At 64.0% G+C, this 24,680-nt stretch carries 18 protein-coding genes; 11 read left to right on the top strand and 7 right to left on the bottom strand.

Annotated elements, in window-relative coordinates:
- The first annotated feature begins 133 nt into the window (after nt 1-133).
- Entirely contained in the window at nt 134-1,456 is a 1,323-nt protein-coding gene (locus RAC97_RS11580) for a DEAD/DEAH box helicase (protein ID WP_375099419.1), read from the top strand.
- A gap of 47 nt (nt 1,457-1,503) precedes the next feature.
- Here the strand turns inward: RAC97_RS11580 and RAC97_RS11575 are convergent, their stop codons facing one another.
- Nucleotides 1,504-1,776: a hypothetical protein gene (locus tag RAC97_RS11575; protein ID WP_375099418.1), complete on the bottom strand. Its 273-nt coding sequence runs from the start codon at nt 1,774-1,776 to the stop codon at nt 1,504-1,506.
- Nucleotides 1,777-1,999: 223 nt separating this feature from the next.
- Between RAC97_RS11575 and RAC97_RS11570 the strand changes: the two genes are divergently transcribed.
- From RAC97_RS11570 to RAC97_RS11555, 4 genes are all read left to right on the top strand, one after another.
- Entirely contained in the window at nt 2,000-2,278 is a 279-nt protein-coding gene (locus RAC97_RS11570; RefSeq protein ID WP_375099417.1) for a BrnT family toxin, read from the top strand.
- Nucleotides 2,256-2,510, top strand: a complete 255-nt coding sequence (locus RAC97_RS11565) for a BrnA antitoxin family protein (protein ID WP_375099416.1) — start codon at nt 2,256-2,258, stop codon at nt 2,508-2,510. Before RAC97_RS11570 ends, RAC97_RS11565 begins: the two co-directional genes overlap by 23 nt.
- A 73-nt stretch (nt 2,511-2,583) precedes the next feature.
- Nucleotides 2,584-2,976 carry a transcriptional regulator gene (locus RAC97_RS11560; protein ID WP_375099415.1) on the top strand — a complete coding sequence of 131 codons (393 nt, stop codon included), beginning with the start codon at nt 2,584-2,586 and terminating at the stop codon, nt 2,974-2,976.
- 107 nt (nt 2,977-3,083) lie between these two features.
- Nucleotides 3,084-4,010, top strand: coding sequence for a DMT family transporter (locus RAC97_RS11555; RefSeq protein WP_375099414.1), 927 nt, complete (start codon nt 3,084-3,086; stop codon nt 4,008-4,010).
- On the opposite strand, the gene RAC97_RS11550 is transcribed toward RAC97_RS11555, so the two are convergent.
- On the bottom strand, nt 4,000-5,175 hold the full coding sequence (locus RAC97_RS11550) for an MFS transporter (RefSeq protein ID WP_375099413.1): 1,176 nt from the start codon (nt 5,173-5,175) through the stop codon (nt 4,000-4,002). The two genes, RAC97_RS11555 and RAC97_RS11550, sit on opposite strands and share 11 nt — an antisense overlap.
- A 107-nt stretch (nt 5,176-5,282) precedes the next feature.
- Here RAC97_RS11550 and RAC97_RS11545 point away from each other — a divergent pair, with 107 nt between their 5' ends.
- Nucleotides 5,283-6,176, top strand: coding sequence for a LysR substrate-binding domain-containing protein (locus RAC97_RS11545; protein ID WP_375099412.1), 894 nt, complete (start codon nt 5,283-5,285; stop codon nt 6,174-6,176).
- A gap of 126 nt (nt 6,177-6,302) precedes the next feature.
- Nucleotides 6,303-6,431 (top strand): PA1414 family protein, encoded by a 129-nt coding sequence (locus tag RAC97_RS11540; RefSeq protein WP_256815133.1) that lies wholly within the window; start codon nt 6,303-6,305, stop codon nt 6,429-6,431.
- Between the two features lie 215 nt (nt 6,432-6,646).
- Here RAC97_RS11540 and RAC97_RS11535 read toward each other — a convergent pair whose 3' ends face one another.
- Nucleotides 6,647-8,026 carry a sodium:solute symporter gene (locus tag RAC97_RS11535; RefSeq protein ID WP_375099411.1) on the bottom strand — a complete coding sequence of 460 codons (1,380 nt, stop codon included), beginning with the start codon at nt 8,024-8,026 and terminating at the stop codon, nt 6,647-6,649.
- Nucleotides 8,027-8,196: 170 nt separating this feature from the next.
- Nucleotides 8,197-9,147, bottom strand: a complete 951-nt coding sequence (gene speB / locus RAC97_RS11530) for an agmatinase (RefSeq protein ID WP_375099410.1) — start codon at nt 9,145-9,147, stop codon at nt 8,197-8,199.
- A gap of 211 nt (nt 9,148-9,358) precedes the next feature.
- On the opposite strand from speB, the gene RAC97_RS11525 reads away from it, so the two are divergent.
- The 3 genes from RAC97_RS11525 (at nt 9,359) to RAC97_RS11515 (ending at nt 12,663) form a co-directional block, all read left to right on the top strand.
- Nucleotides 9,359-10,252 carry a LysR family transcriptional regulator gene (locus RAC97_RS11525; protein ID WP_375099409.1) on the top strand — a complete coding sequence of 298 codons (894 nt, stop codon included), beginning with the start codon at nt 9,359-9,361 and terminating at the stop codon, nt 10,250-10,252.
- Between the two features lie 168 nt (nt 10,253-10,420).
- On the top strand, nt 10,421-11,986 hold the full coding sequence (locus tag RAC97_RS11520; protein ID WP_375099408.1) for a methyl-accepting chemotaxis protein: 1,566 nt from the start codon (nt 10,421-10,423) through the stop codon (nt 11,984-11,986).
- A gap of 74 nt (nt 11,987-12,060) precedes the next feature.
- Nucleotides 12,061-12,663 (top strand): tRNA-uridine aminocarboxypropyltransferase, encoded by a 603-nt coding sequence (locus tag RAC97_RS11515; protein WP_375099407.1) that lies wholly within the window; start codon nt 12,061-12,063, stop codon nt 12,661-12,663.
- A gap of 141 nt (nt 12,664-12,804) precedes the next feature.
- Here RAC97_RS11515 and RAC97_RS11510 read toward each other — a convergent pair whose 3' ends face one another.
- The 3 genes from RAC97_RS11510 to RAC97_RS11500 form a co-directional block, all read right to left on the bottom strand.
- Complete coding sequence (locus tag RAC97_RS11510; protein WP_375099406.1) at nt 12,805-14,160, bottom strand: HlyD family type I secretion periplasmic adaptor subunit; 1,356 nt, start codon at nt 14,158-14,160, stop codon at nt 12,805-12,807.
- A gap of 121 nt (nt 14,161-14,281) precedes the next feature.
- Nucleotides 14,282-16,426, bottom strand: coding sequence for a type I secretion system permease/ATPase (locus RAC97_RS11505; RefSeq protein ID WP_375099405.1), 2,145 nt, complete (start codon nt 16,424-16,426; stop codon nt 14,282-14,284).
- 51 nt (nt 16,427-16,477) lie between these two features.
- Nucleotides 16,478-17,851 carry a TolC family outer membrane protein gene (locus RAC97_RS11500; RefSeq protein ID WP_375099404.1) on the bottom strand — a complete coding sequence of 458 codons (1,374 nt, stop codon included), beginning with the start codon at nt 17,849-17,851 and terminating at the stop codon, nt 16,478-16,480.
- A gap of 422 nt (nt 17,852-18,273) precedes the next feature.
- On the opposite strand from RAC97_RS11500, the gene RAC97_RS11495 reads away from it, so the two are divergent.
- Entirely contained in the window at nt 18,274-24,654 is a 6,381-nt protein-coding gene (locus RAC97_RS11495) for a retention module-containing protein (protein ID WP_379671489.1), read from the top strand.
- The last annotated feature ends 26 nt before the right edge of the window (nt 24,655-24,680 follow it).

Below are 24,680 nucleotides of genomic sequence, written 5' to 3'. Positions count from 1 at the left end.
AATGCCATGCAGTGTGAAACGAGGCGCCATTAGAGCGTGGAAGCGGGGCAGGATGCCAAAAGAAATTCGGCTAAGGCGATGGAAAACGTTACCCTATGCAACCGAATTGTCCGCATCTGCCTGAGGTACACCCGTGTTTTCCCAATTCGCCCTGCACGAACGCCTGCTCAAAGCCGTGGCCGAGCTGAAATTTGTCGAGCCGACCCCGGTGCAGGCGGCGGCCATTCCCCTGGCCCTGCAAGGGCGCGACCTGCGGGTGACGGCGCAGACCGGCAGCGGCAAGACCGCCGCCTTCGTGCTGCCCATGCTCAACCGCCTGGTCGACCTGAGCGGCCCTCGGGTCGAGATCCGCGCGTTGATCCTGTTGCCGACCCGGGAGCTGGCCCAGCAGACCCTCAAGCAGGTGCAGCTGTTCTCGCAGTTCACCTACATCAAGTCGGGCCTGGTCACTGGCGGCGAAGACTTCAAGGAACAGGCCGCGCTCCTGCGCAAGGTGCCGGACGTGCTGATCGGCACCCCGGGCCGCCTGCTCGAACACCTCAATGCCGGCAACCTCGACCTGTCCCACGTGCAGGTGCTGGTGCTCGACGAAGCCGACCGTATGCTCGACATGGGCTTCGCCGAGGACATGGAGCGCCTGTGCAAGGAGTGCGAGAACCGTGAGCAGACCCTGCTGTTCTCCGCCACCACTGGCGGTGCAGCCCTGCGCGAGGTGATCGGCAAGGTGCTCAAGGACCCTGAGCACCTGATGCTCAACAGCGTCTCGCAGTTGGCCGAGGGCACCCGCCAGCAGATCATCACCGCCGACCACGACCAGCACAAAGAGCAGATCGTGCAGTGGTTGCTGGCCAACGAGACCTTCGACAAGGCGATCATCTTCACCAACACCCGCGCCCTGGCCGACCGTATCTACGGGCACCTGGTGGCCAAGGACGTGAAAGCCTTCGTGCTGCACGGCGAGAAGGACCAGAAGGACCGCAAGCTGGCCATCGAGCGCTTCAAGCAGGGCAGCTCCAAAGTGCTGGTGGCCACCGACGTGGCGGCCCGTGGCCTGGACATCGACGGCCTGGACCTGGTGATCAACTTCGACATGCCGCGCAGTGGCGACGAATACGTGCACCGCGTGGGCCGCACTGGCCGTGCCGGGGGCGAAGGCCTGGCCATCTCGCTGATCACCCACAACGACTGGAACCTGATGTCGAGCATCGAACGCTACCTCAAGCAGCAGTTCGAGCGCCGGGTCATCAAGGAGGTCAAGGGTACATACAGCGGGCCGAAGAAGGTCAAGGCCTCGGGCAAGGCTGCCGGTAGCAAGAAGAAAAAGGTCGAGAAAAAGGGCGGTGGCGACAAGAAGGCCACAGCCAAGCGCAAGCCGGCAGGCAAGCCTAAAGCCAAGCCGCTGGCCAGCGCCGACGGCATGGCGCCGCTGAAGAAACGTACCCCGGCTGCCGAGTAACGGCTTTTACAGCCTCATCGCGGTGCAATGCCGCGATGAGGCTTTGATCACTCGGCTTTCTTTTCTGCTGTTTTCAATTCCGCGATGCGCTTGTCGATCAGTTGGCACTTGTCCGGCAGGTCCTTGCTCGCCGTGCCCAGATCCATGCCTTGCAGTTCATCGTTGATTTCCTTGGCCTTGCGAGGGTCCTGCTCGGTCAGCTGAGTGACCAGCTTGGCCAGCTCTTCACGTTTTTGCGTGGCTTCTTCCGGGGTGCAGGCCCAGGTGGGGACGGTGAAGAGCAGGGTAGTGACCAGCGTGATGCGGTGCACGATCTTCATGGCGACAGCCTCTGCAACAGGGTTGAAGGGTTGAGCACTCACGCAGTGGGAAAGTTCAAGTGAACTAGGGAGTACTTGTAGCTGTGGTCCCCATCCTGTGTGGGGCTTTTCCTTATCGCCACTTTCGGCCGTTTGCTCCGTTGAAGGGTGCCTCATGTCTCTTCTAGCCTTCGTTGCCAGGAGGGCGTATCGTGTATGTACAAAAGTAAATACGTGCAGTCCCATGCAGTTTGAATGGGATGAGCGCAAGAACCTGCTCAACATCCGCAAGCACGGTATCGATTTCAACGACGTGCCAGAAATGTTCCTGCATCCGATGTTGAGCGTGTGCGATGACCGACATGACTACGACGAGGCCCGCTGGGTCAGCCTCGGATGGCTGAGAGGGCTGGTTGGCGTGGTTGTATATACCGAGCGGCGTGGTGATGTGATTCGCATCATTTCTGCCCGAAAAGCCACCAGAAAGGAGGCCATACGTTATGACCGAACCATCCAGAACTGACTGGAGCCGCCTGGCCCGGCAGCAGGACCACGACATCGACACCTCGGATATTCCCGAGCTGGACGATGCATTCTTCCAACAGGCCCAGTTGCAGGTCCCGGCCAAGAAAGCCGTGACGATTCGCCTGGACGCCGATGTGCTGGCCTGGTTCAAGGAGCAGGGCAGCGGTTACCAGACGCGCATCAACCAATTGCTGCGCCAATACATGCAGGCACAGCAACGCCAACGCTGATTCTGTTTGAACGTTGCCCAGGCCCAGTGAGTCCGAAACTGTGTACCCCTGTCCACAGCAAGAGGCCACCACCATGAGCACCTACGACTGGGACCTGATCGAACGCTTGCTGCACGAGGTGCAGAATGGCGCCGGTCACAGCTTCACCCCTCGCCCCTATGCCGAACAGCACGCCGCGGCGGTGGCTGCCAAAGGCGAGGCGGTGGGCGATATCGACCACCTGAAGACTCGCGCTTGTGAGTATGAAAAACTCTTGTTCGAGCGGGGTTTCATCGACATGCGACCGCCAGAGGAGGGGGGCAACGGCGAGAATTTCGTGCTCACCGAGCGCGGTTCGCGCCTGCTCAGCCTGATCGATAGCAGCATCCCCGGCTTCGAGCACCCACGCCAGGTTTTGGACGATCAGGAAGATGCGCTGGACGAAAGCACCTTCGAGCGGGTGTCGGCCAAGGCGCAGATAGCCTGACCACGCGTTCGAGGCTGGTCATCAGCGGGCGGCACACCCGATAATCGGCAGTCCTTTCGCCACTGCCGAGCGTTGCCGATGCCAACCCTGAACTGTGGGGGCCGCCCATGAGCGCGGCCCGCAAACACCCCGATGCCTTCGCCCTGCAGGTCATGCTCGGGCTTTGCCTGATCTGGGGTTGCCAGCAGGTACTGATCAAATGGGCCGCTGCCGATATCGCGCCGGTAATGCAGGCTGCGCTGCGCTCTGGTATCGCCGCTGCGCTGGTGGGCCTGATGATCTGCTGGCGCGGAGGCTGGGGGCAGGTCGGCAGCACTTGGCGTGCCGGGTTGCTGGCCGGTGGGTTGTTCGGCCTGGAGTTCCTGTTCATCGCCGAAGGCTTGAAGCTGACCTCTGCTGCACATATGTCGGTGTTTCTCTACACCGCTCCGGTATTCACCGCGCTAGGCCTGCACCTTTTGCTGCCCAACGAGCGGCTGCGGCCATTGCAGTGGTTGGGGATCCTGCTGGCGTTCGGGGGTATTGCCACGGCATTCGCCGGTGGCATGTCGTTCGATGCCCTCGATGCTTCCATGCTGTGGGGTGATGCGTTGGGCGTGCTCGCCGGGTTGGCCTGGGGGGCGACCACGGTGGTGGTGCGCGCATCGCGCTTGTCCGAGGCCCCTGCGACATTGACGCTGTTCTACCAACTGGCGGTCGGTTTCGTCGGGCTGCTGCTGATGGCGTTGCTCAGCGGGCAGATCGGCGCCGTGGTAGTGACACCGCTGGCCATCGGCAGCGTGCTGTTCCAAGGGCTGGTGGTGTCATTCTTCAGTTACCTGACCTGGTTCTGGTTGCTGCGCAAGTACCTGGCTTCGAACCTGGCGGTTTTCTCGTTCATCACCCCGCTGTTCGGGGTGACCTTCGGCGTACTGCTGCTGGACGAGCCGCTGAGCCTGAACTTCGTGCTGGGGGCGCTGATGGTGCTGCTAGGCGTGGTGATGGTCAGCGCCGAGCCCTGGGTACGTCGGCAATTGCGACGGGTTATCGGCTGATGCACTGCGCCAGCGTGCCTGCATCTCGATAAACGCGGGCGCTGGTCAGCACCAGGACCCCCGCGATACCCAGTCCCGAAGCGGCCAGCACCAGCGCTGGCTGCAACCCTCCTGCGAAGTGGTTGCTCAGCGTTGCCAGCAATGGCCCGCTCAGTTGACCAATGGCGAAGCAGGCGGTCAGCAGCCCGGCATTGCGTTGCGCGGCATGGGGCGCCAGCTCCCGCGAACGTTGCATCACCAGCTGCATGCAGGCCAGGAATGGCGCGCCACACAACAACACACCCAGCGTCAGGCCCAACCCGCCACCCATCAGGCAGGCAAGTACGCCCAGGCCTTGCAGCCACAACGTGGCGGTCAACCAGGTCGAGGTGTGTCCCGGCTTGCGTAGGCTCACCAGCAACACGCCCAGCGCCGCCGCCATGCCGAACGCCGGCCAGAACAGGTCGGCCTGCCATTGTCCCTGGAACTGGTGGTTGGCCATCTGCGACAGGAAGGTCGCGGGCAGGATGTAGCCAATGCCGTAAAGCATGTACACCAGACCCAGCCGCCCGATGCCGGTACGACGAGGCCGGCCCTCGACGCCTCGCATTGGAGCGTTCGGCACGCCTTGGGCGCGTGGCAGCCATGGCAGCACAGCCAGCAGCATCGCCAGCGCGGTCGCCGCATAGATCAACCACAGTGCTGCCGAGCCGAGGCCCAGCAGGTGCGCCACCAACGCCAAGACACCTGTGACCGCGATCCCCACGCCAGGCCCGGCGAACACCAGCGCGCCAAGGCGTGCCCGGCCATGGGTGGCCGCGACGTGCTGGCTGAGGCTGGTCAGCATCACCAGCACCCAGGCACTGGCCACGCCGGTGCCCAAGCGCAGCATCAGGTGGCTCCAGAAACCGTGGGCGAGCCATGAGGCCAGGGTCAGCAGCACGCACAGCCACAGGCCAAGATGCAGGCGCAGGCGGACCTGCCGGGGTTGGCGGGCGAACATGGCATCGATCGCGCCGAGCAGGTAGCCCAGGTAGTTGGCGGCGGCCACCAGGCCAGCGGCGGTGAGGTCGAACTGGCCTTCGCTGATCAGGCCAGGCAGTTGTGGAGTGAGGGCAAAGCGGCCAATGCCCATGGCCATCATCAGGGCCACGGCGCTGGCCAGCAGTTGTAGGACGGGCGACATGAAGAAAACTCCTGCGCGGTGATAAGCGATGGATGGCAGGTTAGGGCGTATTGACTTTCAATAAAATTGAATAATGATGATGAAGTTATTCTGTTTTGGAGAATGTCATGGAGTTCAGCCAGCTGCGTATTTTCCAGGCCGTGGCCGAAGAGGGTTCGGTGACGCGCGCCGCCGAGCGCTTGCATCGTGTGCCGTCGAACCTGTCCACCCGCCTGCGCCAGCTGGAAGAGCAATTGGGCGTGGAGTTGTTTCTGCGCGAGCGCCAGCGCTTGCAGCTGTCACCTGCTGGCAAAGTGCTGCTGGATTACGCCAACCGCTTGTCGACCTTGCGCGACGAGGCGATCGCCGCTGTACAGGGCGGTGAGCCTGCAGGTGATTTCGTGCTGGGCACGATGTACAGCACGGCGGCGATTCATTTGCCGAAGCTGTTGGCGCGCTACCACCAGGCCTATCCGGCGGTGAACCTGCAAGTGCAGGCGGCGCCCAGCAACGAATTGCTCGAGGGGTTGCTCAACCATCGCCTGGACGCCGCCCTGCTGGACGGTCCTCCGCGCCTGGCCGGGTTGGATGGCATCCCGCTGTGCGTCGAGGAGCTGGTCATGCTCACCAGCCCCGAGCACCCGGTCGTGCACAGTGCGCGGGACGTGGCGGGCAAGGCGGTATTCACCTTTCGGCAGGGTTGCTCGTACCGCATGCGCCTGGAGGCTTGGTACGCCCATGCCCATACGCCCATGGGGCGGGTGCTGGAGATCGAGTCCTACCAGAGCATGCTGGCCTGTGTGATTGCCGGCGCCGGGGTGGCAATGATGGCGCGCTCGATGCTCGATAGCCTGCCGGGGCGTGATCAAGTCACTGCCCACCGGTTGCAGGCGCCGTTCGACCAGGCGGTCACCTGGCTGATGTGGCGCCAGGGCATGTGCGGAGCAAATTTGCAGGCGTGGATCGATGTGCAACAAACAGAAACAGTTGACCGGCCGTCGGCACCTGCGCTTTCCGCTTGATCCGCGTCAAACTCGGCCTTATCTGTAGGAGTAGAGGCATGCGCAATACAGAACATCGGACTATGATCTGTATGAAGCATCGCAAGAATTGGATTTGCCGTGAGGCTGACCCGTAAAGGGGGCACTATGAACAAGCGCATGTACAACTGGCTCCACGACCTTGCCGTCGCCCTGGGCTTGCTCCCGCCACCATTGCAGCCGGTGCCGATACCGACTGACGAAGAACAGCGCAAACGCCAGCCGCGTCGCCGCTGAAAGCCATGAGAAAGGCCGCTGCATCTTGCCGATGCAGCGGCCTTTTTATTGCACCCCGTTCTGAGGCAGGTGGAGCCCCTGTAGGAGCGGGTTTACCCGCGAACCGGGGCATAGCCCCGGCCATACACCGTGTTGGATTCTTCGCGGGTAAACCCGCTCCCACACAGCCCTGCTAAATCAATGAGTCAATCAGCGCGGGGTGGCATTGAATGGCCTCAGGCCAGGTTCACCGCCGCCACCGGCTTGCGCGACAGCAGGCTGACCAGCACGAAGCTCACCAGGCCCACCGCCAGGCTGTAGTAGATCGGCGAGTTGGCCTCCATGCCGTCCTTGAACATGAAGAACAGCGCAGTAATGAAGCCCAGCGACATGCTGGCGATGGCCCCAGCGGTCGTCGCACGTTTCCAGAAGATCGCACCGATCAGCGGGATCAGCATGCCGCCGACCAGCAAGTTATAGGCCAGGGTCAGGGCCGCGATCACGTCGTTCACTGCCAGGGCGATGGCCAGCACCGCCAGGCCGGTGAGCAGGGTGAACAGACGGTTCACGCCAAGGCTCGACTGCTTGCCGCCGCGCAGCTTGGGCAGCAGGTCTTCGGTCAGGGTGGTGGAGGCTGCCAGCAGGCCGGCGCTCGCGGTGGACATCATCGCCGCCAGTGCCGCCGCCATCAGCAGGCCGCGGATGCCGTCGGGCAGCGTGGTCTTGATCATCTCGGCGAAAGCGTTGTTCGGGTTGGCCAGGTCCGGCATCAGCACATGGGCGGCCATGCCGATCATCGCGCAGGCCAGGCCGTACAGCACGCAGTAGATACCGGCGGCGGTACCGGCACGCTGGCAGACCTTCTCGTCGCGGGCGGTGAACACGCGCTGCCAGATGTCTTGTCCGATCAGGATGCCGAAGAAGTAGATCAGGAAGTAGGTGACGATGGTGTCCCAGCCGATGGTGGTCAGCTGGAAGCTGGCCGCCGGCAGCTTGGCCACCAGGGTGTCCCAGCCGCCGGCCTTGTATACGCACACCGGCAGCAGGATGAACATCAGCCCCACGGTCTTGATGACGAACTGCACGATGTCGGTCAGGGTCAGCGACCACATGCCGCCGATGGTCGAATAAGCCACCACCACGCCGCCGCCGAACAGCAGCGCCATCCAGAACGGCACGTCCAGCAACACTTGCAGTACGGTGCCCATGGCCAAGGTGGAGACCACGCCGATCATCAGCGCGTAGGCCAGCATGATCACCGCGCTGGCCTGGCGCGCCATGGGGTTGTAGCGCCGCTCCAGCACCTGGGTCACGGTGAAGATGCGCAGGCGCAGCAAGGGTTTGGCGAGGAACAGGTTCAGGGCGATGATGCCCAGGCCCAGCGCGGCGCAGAGCCAGAAGCCGGAAATGCCGTGCACGTAGCCCAGGCGCACGGTACCGACGGTGGAGGCACCGCCCAGCACGGTGGTGGCCATGGTGCCCATGTACAGGGTCGGGCCGAGGTTGCGCCCGGCTACCAGGTAGTCTTCGTGGGTTTTCGCGCGTCGCATGCCGTAGTAGCCAAGCCCGAGCATGGCGGCGGCATAAAGCACTACAACGATGATGTCCAAGGCCATGGGTGTCTCCGATTATCTTTATTATGGCGAGATCGACCGCTCGGGCGGGCTCACCGCGCCCAACGGTCTTCGTGTTGTGTTGGTGGGCCTCAATGGCCCTCCCTGACGGCTCCTGCCCGGGGTCTTTCTCAAGGCTTGCAATGTGCCTGCACAGCGGTGTTTCGTTCGGCCTAGCGGCGCACCACGCCTGGGAGTACGCAGAGCATCTCGAACAACAGGTTGGCGCCCAGCAACGAGGTGTTGCCGGTGGTGTCGTAGGGGGGCGAGACTTCGACCAGGTCGCAGCCGATCAGGTCCAGGCCCTGGCAACCGCGGATGATCTCCATGGCCTGGATGGTGGTCAGGCCGCCGATTTCCGGGGTGCCGGTGCCCGGTGCCCAAGCGGGGTCGATGCCGTCGATGTCGAAGGACAGGTACACCGGCCCGCCGCCGACCTTTTCCCGCACCTCGGCCATCAGTGGCGCCAGCGACTGGTGCCAGCACTCTTCGGCCTGCACCACGCGAAAGCCCTGACGGCGGCTCCAGTTGAAGTCGTCGGCGGTGTAGCCCTGGGCGCGCAGGCCGATCTGCACCACGCGCTCGCAATCGAGCAGGCCTTCTTCCACGGCGCGGCGGAAAGTGGTGCCGTGGGCGATCTTCTCGCCGAACATGTGGTCGTTGACGTCGGCGTGGGCGTCGATGTGCACCAGGCCGATCTTGCCATGCTTCTTGTGCAAGGCCCGCAGGATCGGCAGGGTGATGGTGTGGTCGCCCCCCAGGGTCATGGGGATGACATTGTGCTCGACGATCTCGTCGTAGGCCTCTTCGATGATGCGCACGGCGTCGAGCAGGTTGAAGGTGTTGATCGCCACGTCACCGATGTCGGCCACCGACAGCGAGTCGAACGGAGCGGCGCCGGTGGCCATGTTGTACGGGCGGATCATCACCGATTCGGCGCGGATCTGTCGCGGGCCGAAGCGGGTGCCGGAGCGCAGCGAGGTGCCGATGTCCAGCGGCACGCCGATGAAGGCGGCGTCCAGGCCTTCGGCGCTTTGCAGGTGGGGCAGACGGAGCATGGTGGCGATGCCGCCGAAGCGCGGCATTTCGTTGCCGCCCAGTGGTTGGTGGAGAATCTTGTCCACGGTGGGCCTCATCAGTCGATCGATTGTTCTGTTTGTCAGTACCTCTGCCGCGGCGCTATTGCCGTGGAGCAGGGACATTTCGCCGCAGTCTGCGCAAGGTGGTGGTCGGGAAGAATCGCTACCGGCAAATACTTACTTCAGGAATTTCTGAACTAAAGGCCTGCGAGCGAGGTAGACTCTGCGCATTTCCAGCCTGCGGAACCCTTGCACCATGGCGTCCTCCATGCCCGACCTGAAACTGCTGCGCATCTTCGTCAGCGTGGTGCGTCACCAGGGTTTCGCCAATGCCCAGCGCGAGCTGAACCTGTCCACTTCGGCCATCAGCACCTACATGAGCCAGCTGGAGAGCGCCCTGGGCCTGGTGCTGTGCCACCGGGGGCGTGGCGGTTTCAGCCTGACCAGCAAGGGGGAGCTGTTCCACCAGGAGACCTTGCGCCTGCTCGGCGAGCTCGATGGTTTCGAGCAATATGCCGCCGCACTCAAGGGTGAACTGCGGGGCACGCTGAACCTGGGAGTGATCGACTCTACGGTCGGCGACCGTGCCTTGCCATTGGCCGAAGCTATCGGTGCCTACAGCCAGGAGCACCCGGGCGTGCACCTGCACCTGTCGGTGTCCAGCCCCTACGAGTTGCAGCTGGGTGTGCAGGACAACCGCCTGGACCTGGCCATCGGCGCGTTCTCCTCACGCATGAGCGGGCTGGTCTACCAGCCTTTGTACCGCGAGCAACACTGGCTGTACTGCAGCAGCCGCCATTCGCTGTTCAGCGAGCGACGTATTCCCGCCCAGGTGATTACCCAGCAGCGCATGGTCGGTCGAGGCTACTGGAGCCAGGCGGAGCTGGCGCGCCATGGCTTCAAGCACAGCGCGGCGACAGTGGAGAGCATGGAGGCGCAACTGATCCTGATTCTTTCCGGTGCCTACATCGGCTACCTGCCTGAGCACTACGCCCAGGCCTGGGTCGACAAGGGCGACCTGCGCGTGCTGTCGCCTTCCACCTTTGGCTACCAGGCGCCGTTCTCGCTGATCATCCGCCGCGGGCGCAGTCGGGAGCCGCTGATCCAGACCTTCCGCGACCTGCTCAAGTCGCAACTGAACGTCGGGTGAAAGGTTACAGCCGCTGTTGGTATTCAAATGCGTGGATATGCCCTTTGGATACATTCCGTCAGATGGGGAACTTCCGACAAAATCCTTATCACCGGCCTGAAAAAGCTCTGCTAAACCTTTACTTGCTTTGTTGGAATTTCCCCCTCTAATCAAGCAAGGATCGCCACGATGCGCATGAACTTGCCCGTCACTGAGCATGAAAGAACCTTCCCCAGCGAGCAGCGACTCATTTCCACCACCGACCTCAACAGCCGCATCACCTACTGCAATGACGCCTTCGTGGCGATCAGCGGTTTCACCTACGACGAGCTGGTGGGGCAGCCGCACAACCTGGTGCGCCACCCTGACATGCCGCCGTCGGTGTTCGGCCATATGTGGGACACCCTCAAACAAGGCAAGCCGTGGATGGGCGTGGTCAAGAACCGTGCGAAGAACGGCGATTTCTACTGGGTCAGCGCCTACGTCACGGCGGTCTACGAAAACGGCCGCATCAGTGGCTACGAGTCGGTACGTTCGGTGCCCAGCCGCGAGCAGATTCGCCGCGCCGAGGCACTTTACGCGCGGTTGCGCGAGGGGCGTCGACCTGTGCCCTGGGCGGCGCGCGCGCTGCATCACTTGGGTGAAGGCTGGCCACTGGTCGTGGCCGGGCTGCTGTCGGCCACCGGTTACCTGTGGCTGCCGGCCTATGCCGCGCTGGCGGTGTTGATGGCCAGCCTGCTGGGTGCCTGGTTCCTGATCGAGCAACGGCAGAACAGCGCCATTCGCCGCACCCTGGCGCAGCACCCGAAGGCCTTCACCAGCCCGCTGGTGGCCCTGACCTACAGCGACAACCCTGGGCTGCGTGGGCAACTGGATCTGGCCATCGTCAGCGAAGAGGCACGTTTGCAAACGGCCCTGACCCGCCTGGTGGATGCCGGTGTCGGGGTCAAGTCGCGGGCCGCGCAGTCCGCCGAGCTGTCCGACGCCCAGGCGCAGATGCTCGACCGCCAGCGCAGCGAAACCGACCAGTCGGCCACCGCCATCGCGCAGATGGCCGCGACCATCCAGCAGGTCACCCATAACGTGCAGAGCACCGCCCACGCCGCCAGCGACTGCGACCAGCTGGCGCAGCAGGGCAGTGAACTGGCCGAGCAGAGCCTCAAGGCCATGGGCAGCATGAGCGAGGCGGTGGGGGATATCGGCCAGGCGGTGAATGCCCTGGCCGAGCAGACCCAGTCGATCGGCAGCGTGGTGGATGTGATCACCTCGATTGCCGAGCAGACCAACCTGCTGGCACTCAACGCCGCCATCGAGGCAGCGCGGGCGGGTGAGCAGGGCCGGGGGTTCGCGGTGGTGGCAGACGAGGTGCGTTCGCTGGCCCAGCGCACCCGCTCCTCCACCGAGGAAATCCACCAGATCATCGCCTCCCTGCGCGCGGGCGCCGAACGGGCGGTCAGCAGCGCCAGTCGGGGCGAGCAGATCTCCCGCGACAGCGTGCACAGCGTCGAGGCGGTACAGTCGGCGCTGTGTGGCATCGTCCAGGCGGTGAGCCGCATCACCGGCATGAGCCAGCAGATGGCCACGGCCTCCGAGCAGCAGAGCCATGTGGCCGAGGACATCAACCAGCAGATCGTGCGCATCGCCCAGCTCTGCGACCAGAGTGCCGGGCAGGCCCAGCAGGGCGCCGAGATCAGCCAGGACCTGGAGCGCATGGCCGAGTACCTGCACAGCCTGGCCGAACGCTTCAACCGTTGACGTCGTCTTTTCCCACAAGGACGTGGGGCTTTTTCGCAAGGCTGTGGCACACTGCGCGCGGTAAGGAGATACCGATGCCCAGACCCCGCTGCGAGCGCTGCCAGCGTCCGCTGGACCACTGCCTTTGCGCGCTGATTCCCCGCCTCGACAGCCGTACCCGTGTGGTGCTGCTGCAACATCCGAGTGAATCTTCCCACGCCTTGAACACTGCTCGTTTGGCTGCCTTGGGGCTGGTCAATGCCGAGTTGCGCGTGGGCGAGGTGTTCGCTGAGTTGCCCGCGCTGCTGCAAACGCCTGGGTATCGCGTGGCCTTGCTGTTCCCCGGCGAGCAGGCCCAGGCGTTGGCGGCCTACGGCAGCGGGGACGAGCTGCCGCTGCTATTGATCGTGCCCGACGGCACCTGGCGCAAGGCGCGCAAGTTGCTGTACCTCAACCCGCTGCTGGAGGCGTTGCCCCGGATGACCCTGGGGCAGGTGGCGCCGTCGCGCTATCGGTTGCGCAAGGCGCCGCAGGCGGGGGCGCTGTCGACGCTGGAGGCGGTGGTGCAGGCGTTGAACGTGCTGGAGGGGGCGGGGCGGTTCGATGCGCTGTTGCGGCCGTTCGAGGCGTTGATCGAGGGGCAGATAAGGGCCATGGGCGTGGAGACGTTCGAGCGTAATCACACTGGGCGGGATTAAAGGTGTCAGTGCGGGCCTCTTCGCGGGTAAACCCGCTCCTACAGGATCTAAGCCGAGTTTAAGAGTGGCGCGGAACCTGTGGGAGCGGGTTCACCCGCGAACCAGGGCGAAGCCCTGGCCATGCAGCGCGGTATTCTTCCATCATCGCTCGCGCATCGCTTCGGTCCGCGCCTTGAGCACCGGCTTCAACAGGTAATCCAGCACACTCTTCTGCCCGGTGATGATATCCACCGTGGCGGTCATCCCTGGAATGATCAGCAGTGGCTTGTTATCTCCGCCCAGGTGGTTCTTCTCGGTGCGCACCTGGATCAGATAGAACGCGTTGCCCTTGTCGTCGGTGACGGTGTCGGCGCCGATCAGCTCCAGCTTGGCCTTGAGCCCGCCATAGATGGTGTAGTCGTAGGCGCTGAACTTGACCATCGCCACCTGCCCCGGGTGCAGGAATGCCACGTCCTGCGGGCGCACCTTGGCCTCGATCAGCAGGTTGTCCTCGATCGGCACGATCTCCACCAGGTCGCTGCCCGGCTGCACCACGCCGCCGATGGTGTTGATCTTGAGCAACTTGATGATGCCGTGCACCGGCGACACGACCGTGGTGCGGTTGACCCGGTCGTCGATGGCGATGCTGGTGGCGGTGATCTTCGACAGCTCCGTGCGCTTGTCGTTGAGCTCCTTGGCCGCATCCGAGCGGAAGCTGGCCTCGGACTCCTGGATCTTGCTGCGGATTTCCGCCACCGCCGCCTCGGCGCGGGGAATGGCCAGGCTGGTGGCGTTGAGCTGGCCGCGGGCTTCGACGGTACGTTGTTTGAGGCGCAGGATTTCCACCGGCGAAATGGCTCCGGTGCCCACCAGCGGCGAGGACATGTTCAGTTCCTGTTGCAGCAGAGCCAGTGCCGAACGGTATTGTTCGACCTTGGAGCGGAACTCGGCGAGCTCCTGGGTCTTCTGCCGCAGTTGCTCGTTGAGTGTCTGCTTCTCGCTGGCCAGACGCCGCTGGCGCGAGCCGTACAGGGCGATTTCATCCTCGGCCACCTGCGGCGCCTTGGCGCGCACTTCCTGGGAAAGCTCGAACGGGCGGCCCTCGGCTTCGGCCGACAGACGCTCGACCTGCGCCGTCAGGGCATAGCGGTCGGCCTCGCTCTCACCCTTGTTCGACTTGAAGCGGGTGTCGTCCAGGCGCAGCAGCGTGGCGCCCTTGTCGACCATCTGTCCTTCGCGCACGAATATCTCGGTGACGATCCCGCCTTCGAGGTTCTGCACCACCTGCACCTTGCTCGAAGGAATGGCCTTGCCTTCGCCGACGGTGACTTCGTCCAGCACCGCGAAGTTGGCCCATACCAGCGCTACCAGGATCAGCGCCCCGGCCAGCCACACGGTAAGGCGCGACAGGCGCGACGAGTCGTCCAGGGTGGCACCGGCCAATTCCGGCATGTAGTCGCGCTCGGCACGCTTGTCGGTACCGGGGAGGCGGCTGCGCACGCTGTGGCTCGTGGTCATGGTCTACCTCCTGTGGGAGCGGGTTTACCCGCGAACACGGGCGCAGCCCGTGCCATCCACTGCGGTGTCTGTTTCGCGGGTAAACCCGCTCCCACAGGGACCGCTGCGTTCTTGTGATGAACTACAGCGCCGCGCCGATGCGGCCCTTGCGCAGTGCATCGATGACCGCATCCTTCGGCCCGTCGGCCACGATCTTGCCGTTGTCCAACACCACAAGTCGCTCCACCAGGCTGAGCATCGAGCTGCGGTGTGTGACCAGCAGCAGTGTCTTGCCCGGTACCCAGGCCGCCAGGCGCTGGCGCAGTTGTTCTTCGCTGCTGTTGTCCATGTGGCTGGTGGGCTCGTCGAGAATCAGGATCGGCGGTTCCAGCAGCAGCGCCCTGGCCAGCAGCACGGCCTGGCGCTGGCCGCCGGAGAGCAGCATGCCGCGCTCGCCCAGGGGCCGGTCGAAACCCTGCGGGTGCTGGCGGGCCAACTCGCTGGCATTGGTCAGCTCGGCCATTTCCAGCATGCGCGCGTCGCTGACGTGACGGGCGCCCAGGGTGAGGTTGTCGCGCAGGCTGCCGGCCAGCAGCGGCAGGTCGTGGGCAACATAGCCCAGTTGGTTGCGCAGGTCGGCGATATCCAGCTGGCGTAGGTCGAGGTTGTCCAGCAGCACCTGGCCTTCGTCCGGGTGATGGAAGCCCATCAGCAGGCGCGCCAAGGTGCTCTTGCCCGAACCGCTGCGGCCGATGATGCCGACGCGCTCGCCCGGCTTGATGGTGAGGTTGACGTCATTGAGCGCGGCGTTGGTCTGGGCGGGGTAGCGGAAAGTGACGTGGCTGATGGTCACCCCGCCATGCAGTGCGGTGTGCTCCAGGCCCTGTTGCTGGCTCTGGCGCTCCTGGGGCAGCGACATCAGTGCATCGGTACTGCGCATGGTCAACTGCGCCTGCTGGTAGCGGGTGATCAACCCGGCGATCTGCCCGAGCGGAGCCAGTACCCGGCTGCCGAGCATGTAGCAGGCTACCAGGGCCCCCACGCTGAGGCTGCCGGCGATGATCGCGTAGACCCCGGCGACGAGGGTGGCCATGCCGCAGAACTGCTGGATGAACAGCGTGCCGTTGCTGGCCAGGGCCGACAGGTTGCGGGCGTGGGCGTCGAGGCGGGCGATGGCGCCGTTGGTGTGTTCCCACTGGTACTGGCGTTCGCTCTCGGCGTTGCAGGCCTTGAGGGTTTCCAGTCCGCCAATGGTCTCGATCAACAGCGCCTGGCGCACCGCGCCCAGGCTCAGGCTTTTCTGCACGGTGTCGCGCAGGCGCAGCTGGATGAACAATGCAACCCCCACCGCCAGCGGGAAGGCTACCAGCGGGATCACAACCAGCCAGCCGCCGAGCAGGCCGATCACCAGCAGCATCAGCGCCACGAAGGGCAGGTCGATGATGCTGGTCAGCGTCACTGCGGTGAGAAATTCGCGCAGGCCCTGGAAGTCATGGATGCTCTGGGCGAAGCCACCGACGCTGGCTGGGCGGGCCTTCATGGCCATGCCGGTGATGCGTTCGAACAGGGTGGCCGAAAGAATCAGGTCGGTCTTCTTGCCGGCCTGGTCCAGCAAGTGGGCCCGCACCATGCGCAGGATCAGCTCGAAGGCAGTGCCGATGAACAGGCCGATCACCAGCACCCACAAGGTCGACAGCGCCTGGTTGGGCACCACGCGGTCGTAGGTCTGCATGACGAACAACGGCACCATCAGGCCCAGCAGGTTGATCAGCAGGCTCGCCAGCAAGGCATCGCCGTACAGCTTGCGCGAGTGACGCAGGGTGTCGCGGAACCAGGCTTCTACCCGTGGCAGCAGGGGCGTGCGCAGGTCTTCGAGCGTGTGCCGAGGACGGGCGAACAGGGCCTGGCCGCCGTAGGCCTGCTCCAGTGCCTGGCGCTCGACCCACTGCTCGCCGCCTTCGGCCTCGCACGGCAGTATCAGCGCCCGGCCGTCGTCGCTCCAGCGTTGCAGCACGGCGCTGCGGCCGTCGTTGAGTATCAGCAGCACCGGCAGGTTCAGCGTGGAAATATCCGCCAGCGGGCGTTGCAGCACCCGCGCCTGCAAGCCTGCCCGGGCGGCGGCGCGCGGCAGCAGGTCCAGGCCCAGGCGCTGCTCGGCCAGGGGCAGGCCGCTGCACAGGCTGGCACGGCTGGCGGGGCAGCCGTGCACCTTGCACAGGATCAGCAGGCCATCGAGCAACGGATCATCGACTTCCAGGCGCGGCGACGCGCTTTGCAGGTTGGTCACGATGGCCTACTCCTGTCGCGGTGGACGGGAACCTGGGGTGCCTGGTGGGCGTCAGCGCATGTCGGGCAACCGGGCTTCGTTGCGCACTTCGGTTTTCGCAATGGCCTCCGGTGGCAGCGAAATGCGTTGCTTGCTCAGCAGCTCGCCCATGGTCGCCAGCACGCGGTACATCGAGTATTCCTCGGTGTAGCGCACCTCGGTGTAGCGACGGTTGGCGTTGTACAGCTCGTTCTCGCTGTCGAGCACGTCGAGCAGGGTGCGTTGGCCCAGGCCGAACTGGTCCTGGTAGGCGCCGCGTACCCGCTGCGTGGTTTCGGCGTATTCCCGTGCGGTCGGGGTCTGCTTGCGGGCGTTGTTCATGGCGTTCCAGGCAAGGCTGAGGTTCTCGTTCAGCTCGCGCAGGGCATTGTTGCGGATGTCCATGGCCTGGTTGATCTTGTGCGCGTCCGATTGCAGGCGTGCCTTGTCGCTGCCGCCACGGAACAGGTTGTAGCTGAGCTCGACGCCGGCCTGCCAGTCGTTGTTGCTGTGCCCGCGTTCGCCGCCCAGGTTGTTGTTGGCGCCAGTGGCAAGCACTGCGTCCAGGCGTGGGTAGAACGGCGACTTGGCCACTTCATACTGCTGCTCGGCGGCCTGGATGTCGGCCTGGGCCGATTTCAGGTAGGGGTTGTTCTGCAGCAGGCTCTGGCGGGCGTCCTGCAGGTTGGCGGGCACTTCGGCCTTGATGCTCACCGGGGTTTCCAGCTCGTCGGGCATGCGTCCGACCACGCTGAAGAAGTTTGCCTCGGCATCGGCCAGGTCGACTTCGGCGGTGTCCATGTTGTTTTCCGCCAGCGCCCGGCGCGCGCGGGACTGGTCGAGGTCGGCAGTGCTGCCCACGCCTCGTTCGCTACGCAGGCCGATCTGGTCGTTGACCCGCAGGTGCGCCTGCAGGTTGTTGCGGGCCAGGGTCACCAGCTCGCGGCGCTTCAGCACTTCCAGGTACACCTCGATGGCACGCAGGGCGATGGACTCGGCGGTAGCCTGGGTGTAATAGGCGCGAGAGGTGGCCACGGCCTGGGTGCGACCTACTTCGTTGGAAGTATTGAAACCGTCGAACAGCATTTGTCGCAGGCGCAGTTCCGACTGCGTGTAGTTCAAGGTTTCCTTGTTGTGGCTGCGTGTACCGTCGGCATTGAAACCGCGCGTATTGACGTTGTCCGAGCGTTGGCGACCGTAGCCGGCGATCAGGTCGACGGTGGGGTAGTAGCCGCCCCTGGCGAACTTCACATCCTCATCGGCGGACAACCTGCTGTTGCGGCTCTCGCTGATTTCAGGGTGATGGTCCACGGCGTTCTGGACGGCCTCGTTGATCGACATCGCCTGGGCCTGCCCACAGGCCATGGCCAACAAAATCGCACGGGTAATGGGGGTTGGAACGCGCATGGGGTACATCTCCCTGGTCTCGAAAATTGTCCTGCATTCGTCAAAAAAGTGACGAAAAATGAGGTTTAAACCGTTTCAGGTTTGTAACAACAGAGCTAAGAACATTTAACGGCCGAGCTAAGAAGATTTTTTCATAATGTCTATGCGAAAAAAAACTTATGCGGTCTAAGGATTCCGGGACATTGTTCTTACCAGGTGGTTCGGTAACAAGGCTGTAGCAAGCGGTTTCCGGGCCTCACATCAAGTTCAAGATTTTTTGCAGCTAAGGACACAGGAGAGGACGATAACGGCAGAAATTGGCGACAAAAAATTGGCATGCGAATGGTGGCCAATTCCCATTACTGCTCGTGTCGACGTTGTTCCTTGCATTCCCCGCCCGTCCACGACTGCGAGAGCCTAATCGGCAGGGGAGGCGTGTGCTCATGGCTAAATTAGTCGGTGTGGTCAGCAAGGTGGTTGGCCAGGTATTCGCAGTGGCTGACGACGGCCAACGTCGCTTGCTCGTGGAAGGCGACCGTCTCTTCGCAGGCGAGCAGCTGGAAACCGGCGCCACGGGAGCGGTCGCGGTACGCTTGCACAATGGTGCCGAACTCACCCTGGGGCGCGGCAGCAGCCTGGAGATGACCGAGGGCCTGCTGGCCAACCGGGCGCCCGAAGTGCGCACCACTGACACCGCGCCCAGCGATGCGCAACTGAGTGATGTCGAGCGCTTGCAGCAGGCCATTGCCGCAGGCGCCGACCCGACCGAAGAGGCCGAGGCACCGGCCGCCGGCCCGAATGGCACCGGGGCACCTGGGGCGCTGGGCGGTGGCCACAGCTTCGTGATGCTGAGCGAGGTGGCGGCGCGGGTCGACCCTACGGTTGGCTTCCCCACTGCCGGCTTCAATGGCATTCCGGAACTGGCTAATGAGTACATCGGCACCCTGGATGTCGACAATAACCCCGACCAGGTTGGCCTGCCGCCGATCACGCCGCCGCCAGATAATCCGGTCGGCCTGCTAGGCCTGGACCTGAGCCCCTCCGAGCTGACCCTCGACGAAGCCAACCTGCCCCAGGGCTCGGCCAGCAATTCCACGGCATTGACCCAGCAGGGCAGTTTCACCGTGGTCGCGCCGGATGGTGTGTTCAACCTCAGCGTTGGTGGCATCAACGTGGTGACCGCAGGCATGGTGACCGGTGTCGGTCAGTCCATCACCACGGCGCTTGGCAACACCTTGACCATCATCGGCTACAACCCGGCCACTGGGGTGGTCAGCTACAGCTACACCCTCACCGGTGCCGAGCAGCATCCTAATGGCGCTGGTGCCAACGAACTCGGCGAGCAGCTCCCCGTGCTGGTCAGCGACACCGATGGTGACGTCGCCAGTGGTACGCTGGACGTGATCATCCGCGATGACCTGCCCAGGGCCCTCGACGACAGCAACGCCAGCACCGCCACCGAGCAGCAGACCGCCCTGACCGGCAACGTCCTGACCAACGACGTGCAGGGCGCCGACCGCATCCCCAGCGGCCCGGTAGTGGCCGGTACCTTCGTCGGCACCTACGGCACCCTGGTGCTGGCCGCCGACGGCTCCTACACCTATACGCTCAACACCGACGACCCGGACTTCATCGGCCTGAAGGGCGGCGGCAATGGGGTGGAGAACTTCACCTACACCCTGAACGATGCCGACGGCGATACCAGTACCGCGACCCTGACCCTGAACATCACCAACCTGAACGACCCGGTCACGCTCGGTGGCCTGGATGTGAACGGCGGCGAGCTGACTGTCTACGAAAAGAACCTTGGCGATGGCAGCGCCCCTGACAGCGCCGCGCTGACCCAGAACGGCACCTTCACCGTCACCGCGCCGGATGGCCTGCAAACCCTGACCGTCGGCGGCATTACCGTGGTCAGCGGCGGTGTGGTCGCAGGCTTCCCACAGTCGGTCACCACCGCGCTGGGCAACACCCTGACGATCACCGGCTATAACCCGGCAACCGGCGTGGTGAGCTACAGCTACACCTTGCTCGACAACGAGACCCATCCCAATGGCAACGCTACCAATGGCCTGACCGAAAGTTTCCCGGTCATCGCCCAGGACACCGATGGCAGCAGCGCGACGGCCAGCCTGGACGTGAATATCATCGACGATGTGCCCAAGGCCGAGGCCGACTCGGCCAGCGTGGTCGAGGGCGGTACCGTCAGCGGCAATGTGCTGGGCAACGACCAGCTCGGTGCCGACCAGGCCGGTACCAGCAATGTGGTGGTGGGCACACGGGCAGGCAGCGATACCTCCACCTCGGCCATCGGCAACCTCAACACCGCGATCGTCGGCCAGTACGGCACCCTGACCATCGATGCCGCCGGCAATGCCGTGTACCAGGCCAACCCGAACGCCGTAGCGCCTGCGGGTGCCACCGATGTGTTCGTCTACACCCTCCGCGATACCGATGGCGACGAAAGCACCACCACCATCACCATCGACGTAAGGGACTGCTCGCTGGTCGCCGGGCCTGACAGCGAGGTCACGGTGTACGAGAAGGCCCTGGACAAGATCCAGGACGGCAACGACCTGGCCCCCGGCACCGTCAACGGCAGCCAGCCAGGCTCGACCGCTGAAACCGCCTCGGGGTCGCTGGTCGGCTCCGCCAGCGGTGGCGTAGGCGCGTTGACCTACAGCCTGGTGGGCAATGCCAACGGCCAGTACGGGCAAATTCAGGTCAATGCCGATGGCTCCTACACCTACACCCTGACCTCGCCGCCACAGTCGCCGAACCCGGCCAACGATGGCCCGAACACGGTGACCGAATCCTTCACCTACCAGGTGAAGGATTCGCTTGGCAACTCGACCACCAGCACCATCACCATCACCGTCGTCGACGACGTGCCAAAGGCCCACAGTGACTTCGCCAACGTCTTCGAAGGCGGCACGGTCAGTGGCAATGTGCTGGTCAACGATGTGATCGGCGCCGACGTACCGGCCGATGGCAAGTATGTGGTGGGCGTGCGCGCAGGTTCCGACACCTCCACCTCTGCCAGTGGTCAGCTCGGTACCCAGGTGTCAGGCCAGTACGGCTACCTGGTCCTCGATGCCCAGGGCAACGCCACCTATCACTCCAACCCCAACAGCGTGGCGCCGGCAGGGGCCACCGATGTGTTCGTCTATACCATCCGCGATGCCGATGGCGACGAAAGCACTACGACCATCACCATCGATATCCACGACTGCTCGCTGGTGGTGGCGCCGGGCGCAGGGGTGACGGTGTATGAGAAAGCGCTGGACCTGGTGCAGGACGGCAACGACCTGGCGCCGGGTACCGTCACCGGCAGCCAGCCAGGCTCGAATGGTGAAACCGCCAGCGGTTCGCTGGCAGGCACTGTCAGTGGAGGCATCGGTGCGCTCACCTTCACCTTGGTGGGCACCGCCAGCGGACAATATGGGCAGATTCAGCTCAATGCCGATGGTTCCTACACCTACACGCTGACCTCCCCACCGCAGTCGTCGACCCCCGCCAACGACGGGCCGAACAGCATGACCGAAACCTTCACCTACGAGGTGAAGGATTCGCTGGGCAACACTACCACCAGTACCATCACCATCACCATCGTCGACGATGTGCCCAAGGCCCACTGCGACGAGGTCAACGTGACCGAGGGCGGCTCGGTGAGCGGTAATGTGTTGGTCAACGACGTGATCGGTGCCGATGTACCGGCTGACGGCAAGTACGTGGTGGGTGTGCGTGCAGGTTCCGATACCTCCACCTCCGCCCACGGCCAGCTCGGCACCCAGGTGATGGGCCAGTATGGTTACCTGACCCTCGATGCCCAGGGCAACGCCACCTATCACGCCAACCCCGACAGCGTCGCCCCGGCGGGGGCCAGTGATGTGTTCGTCTACACCATCCGCGATTCCGATGGTGACGAGAGCACTACCACCATCACCATCAATGTCCAGGACAGCAAGCTGGTCGCTTGTGAAGACAGCGACGTGAAGGTGTACGAAAAAGCCCTGGACCTGAGCAAGGATGGCAATGACCTTGCAGCGGGCACGGTCGTCGGCAGCGACCCCAGCTCGCCCGCCGAGACCGCATCCGGCAGTCTGGTCGGTTCCGTCAGCGGCGGTACTGGGGCGCTGACCTACAGCCTGGTGGGCGACCCTGTAGGTCAGTTCGGGCAGATCCAGGTCAACGCCGATGGCTCCTACACCTACACCCTCACCTCGGCGCCGAAAACGCCGGGCGGTGCCAACGATGGCGCCAACACCTTGGTCGAATACTTCACCTACAAGGCCACCGACGCGTTGGGCAACAGCGTCACCAGCACCATCGCCATCAATATCGTCGACGACGTGCCCAAAGCCGTGTGCGCCGAGCGCAGCATCACCCCGGGCCAGGTGGACTCCAACATCCTGCTGGTGATCGATGTGTCCGGCAGCATGAACGATGCCTCCGGCGTGCCTGGCCTGAGTCGCCTGGACCTGGCCAAGCAGGCCATCGGTGCACTGCTGGACAAGTACGACGAGATGGGCGACATCAAGGTGCAGATCGTCACCTTCGCCACCGGTGCCACGGTCAAGAGCGCGCAATGGGTGTCGATCGTCGAAGCCAAGGCCATCGTCGCCGGCTTGAGCGCGGACGGCTCGACCTACTACGACGCGGCTGCCACCAAGGCGCAGGAAGCGTTCAACACCAGTGGCAAGCTCGACGGGGCGCAGAACGTCAGCTACTTCTTCTCCGATGGCGTGCCTACCAGCGGCCATTCGATGACGGCGGTCCGTGAAGCAGCCTGGGAAACCTTCCTCGACAACAATGGCATCAAGTCCTACGCCATTGGCCTGGGCACTGGGGTCAACCAGGGCAACCTCAACCCGCTGGCCTACGATGGCAACAGCCATACCGACACCAACGCGGTGGTGGTCACCGACCTCAGCCAGCTCAACGCGGTGCTTTCGGGCACCGTGCAGGGCGCGCCGATCACTGGCAGCCTGATGGATGGCGGCCACTTCGGCGCCGATGGCGGCTTCATCAAGGCGCTGCTGGTCGATGGCGTCACCTACACCTTCGACCCGAAAGCCAACGGCGGGCAAGGTGGTTACTCGGTGGCTGGCGGCCCGGACAAGGCCACCTTCGACACCACTGGCAACACCCTTTCGGTCAAGACCGCCCTAGGTGGCACGCTGCTGGTGGACATGGACAACGGCGAATTCACCTACACGCCGCCGAAGGACAATGGCAGCCAACAGGTGGAGAAATTCGGTTTCACCGTCAGTGACAACGACGGCGATACCCGCAATGCCAGCCTGGTGGTGAAGGTCAATACCAACAGTTCGCCGGTGGCTGGCGCCGACCACATCACCACCAATATCAGCGGTGCCAGCCTGACCGTGCCGGCCGAGGCCCTGCTGGCCAACGACCGCGATCCGGACCACGACCGCCTGAGCGCGGCGCCGATCACCTTCAACACTGGCTTCGCCGACAAGGGCGCAGGCTTCACCCCGGGCACCCAGGCGCAGACCCTCAAGTTCGAAGGCACCCACAACAAGCCAGAGAACCAGTTCAAGGACCTGGCCCGTGGGGACTTCACCGCGTTGTCGGGCTCGATGACCGCTGCCCTGGTGATCGCTGGCTACCTTGGCTCGATCAGCAATGGCAATGCCAACGACGCGGACACCCTGACCGTCACCCTGCGCAAGGGTGAGACCCTGACCCTGGACCACGACCGCCCGGTCGGCAACCTGATGCTGGAGTGGAAAGGCACCGACGGCGGCTACCAGCCGATCGCCGACGGCGGCAGCTTCACCGCCAGCCGTGATGGGGTGTACAGCATCCATGTGGTCAACAGCGAGAACGCCATCGGCAACAGCAAAGCGGCCGAGACCTACCAACTGAGCATGGTCATCGACTACAGCAACGCGCAGAACGAGGTCTACCACAGCACCTACACGGTCAGTGACAACCACGGCGGCAGCGCCACCGGAGCGGTGGATATCACCTACCAGGCCGGCAGCACGCTCACGGGTACGTCGGGCGACGATGTGTTGCTGGCAGGCGCCGGCAACGACACCTTGGTGGCGGGTGATGGCAACGATGTGCTGGTGGGCGGGGAGGGCAACGACAAGCTGTATGGTGGCGAGGGGAACGACCTGTTGATCGGTGGGCCAGGCAACGACCTGCTCGATGGCGGGGCGGGTATCGATACTGCCAGCTACGCCGGAGCGACGGCTGGGGTCAGCGTCGACCTGAGCCATGTCGGCGCACAGAACACCGTTGGCGCAGGTGTCGACACCCTGACCGGTATCGAGAACCTGATCGGCTCGGACTACAACGACACACTGATCGGCGATGGCGCAGACAATGTCCTCAATGGCGGGCTGGGTAACGACATTCTCAAAGGGGGCGGTGGTAACGACACTCTGATCGGTGGCTTGGGCAACGACACCATGACCGGGGGCGCGGGTAACGACACCTTCGTATGGCAGAAAGGCGATGTCGGACATGACATGGTCACCGATTTCCAGCCCGGCAGCGACCGCCTCGATCTGTCGCAGCTGTTGCAGGGGGAGGCGGCGAGTGCCAGTTCACTGGATGACTATCTGCACTTCAAGGTCAGTGGTTCCGGGGTGAATGTGGTGTCCACCATCGAGGTCAGCAGCGTGGCGGGTGCCGCGCCTACCCAGACCATCGACCTGGCGGGCATCGACCTGGCCCAGCACTATGGGGTCACGGCCGGGGCGTGCGGGCTGATTGCGGCGGGGCAGGACACCGCGACCATCATCAACGGCATGCTCAATGACCATTCGTTGAAGGTGGATACGGTGTAAGGGGTTCATCACTGGATGGCACGGGC

Origin of the sequence: Pseudomonas sp. LS_2 (assembly GCF_042709235.1) — a bacterium.
Taxonomy (GTDB): Bacteria; Pseudomonadota; Gammaproteobacteria; order Pseudomonadales; family Pseudomonadaceae; genus Aquipseudomonas.
Note: the sequence above shows the minus strand (reverse complement) of the source record. Positions and strands in the feature narration are given on the sequence as shown.

Bases quoted from the DNA above. Each gene is read 5' to 3' on its own strand.
- RAC97_RS11575 (WP_375099418.1), bottom strand. From the start codon at position 1,776: ATGAAGATCGTGCACCGCATCACGCTGGTCACTACCCTGCTCTTCACC.
- RAC97_RS11570 (WP_375099417.1), top strand. From the start codon at position 2,000: ATGCAGTTTGAATGGGATGAGCGCAAGAACCTGCTCAACATCCGCAAG.
- RAC97_RS11565 (WP_375099416.1), top strand. From the start codon at position 2,256: ATGACCGAACCATCCAGAACTGACTGGAGCCGCCTGGCCCGGCAGCAG.
- RAC97_RS11560 (WP_375099415.1), top strand. From the start codon at position 2,584: ATGAGCACCTACGACTGGGACCTGATCGAACGCTTGCTGCACGAGGTG.
- RAC97_RS11555 (WP_375099414.1), top strand. From the start codon at position 3,084: ATGAGCGCGGCCCGCAAACACCCCGATGCCTTCGCCCTGCAGGTCATG.
- RAC97_RS11550 (WP_375099413.1), bottom strand. From the start codon at position 5,175: ATGTCGCCCGTCCTACAACTGCTGGCCAGCGCCGTGGCCCTGATGATG.
- RAC97_RS11545 (WP_375099412.1), top strand. From the start codon at position 5,283: ATGGAGTTCAGCCAGCTGCGTATTTTCCAGGCCGTGGCCGAAGAGGGT.
- RAC97_RS11540 (WP_256815133.1), top strand. From the start codon at position 6,303: ATGAACAAGCGCATGTACAACTGGCTCCACGACCTTGCCGTCGCCCTG.
- RAC97_RS11535 (WP_375099411.1), bottom strand. From the start codon at position 8,026: ATGGCCTTGGACATCATCGTTGTAGTGCTTTATGCCGCCGCCATGCTC.
- RAC97_RS11525 (WP_375099409.1), top strand. From the start codon at position 9,359: ATGGCGTCCTCCATGCCCGACCTGAAACTGCTGCGCATCTTCGTCAGC.
- RAC97_RS11520 (WP_375099408.1), top strand. From the start codon at position 10,421: ATGCGCATGAACTTGCCCGTCACTGAGCATGAAAGAACCTTCCCCAGC.
- RAC97_RS11515 (WP_375099407.1), top strand. From the start codon at position 12,061: ATGCCCAGACCCCGCTGCGAGCGCTGCCAGCGTCCGCTGGACCACTGC.
- RAC97_RS11510 (WP_375099406.1), bottom strand. From the start codon at position 14,160: ATGACCACGAGCCACAGCGTGCGCAGCCGCCTCCCCGGTACCGACAAG.
- RAC97_RS11500 (WP_375099404.1), bottom strand. From the start codon at position 17,851: ATGCGCGTTCCAACCCCCATTACCCGTGCGATTTTGTTGGCCATGGCC.
- RAC97_RS11495 (WP_379671489.1), top strand. From the start codon at position 18,274: ATGGCTAAATTAGTCGGTGTGGTCAGCAAGGTGGTTGGCCAGGTATTC.